Source organism: Rhodosalinus sediminis, assembly GCF_003385555.1.
Classification (GTDB): domain Bacteria; phylum Pseudomonadota; class Alphaproteobacteria; order Rhodobacterales; family Rhodobacteraceae; genus Rhodosalinus; species Rhodosalinus sediminis.
The window spans coordinates 1-440 of record NZ_QOHR01000104.1; the positions used below are offsets into that span (position 1 = coordinate 1).

The 440-nt window shown below is 83.6% G+C and carries 1 pseudogene; it reads right to left on the reverse strand.

The window, feature by feature from the left end:
• Positions 1 to 440 (reverse strand): annotated as a pseudogene (locus DRV84_RS15725) (AAA family ATPase); the annotation flags it as partial.

A 440-nucleotide genomic window follows, 5' to 3' on the forward strand; every position in this document is an offset into this window, starting at 1 on the left:
CGGGCCGCGGCGGCGGCGCGCGCGGCCTCGAGGGTCTCGGCCCCCGCGGCCTCCAGCGCCCGGGCGAGGTCGGCCGCGGCGCGCTCGGTCTCGGCGGCGGCGCGCGGGCCCGTGCCGGGGTGGACCGTCAGCGTGCCGAGCCCGTCGAGCGCGAGCTCCGCGCCCTTGGGGATCGGCACCGCGGTTCCCTCCGGCAGCGCCGTGCCCGAGAGCCGCACGCCGTCCGACCGCCCCGGCGCGTAGTGCATGACGAGCTGCGGCGCGGCGCCGTCGCGCCGGGCTTCGGCGGTGCGCAGCGCCCCAGCGAGATCCTCGAGCCGCTGGAGCGCCGCCGCGTCCGGGCCGTGGCGCGCCGCCGCGGCGGCCTCCTCCATCGCGGTGCGCGCGGCCTCCGCCCGCTCCAGCCGCGCGGCGAGATCGGCGCGCCGGGCCGCGCCGTC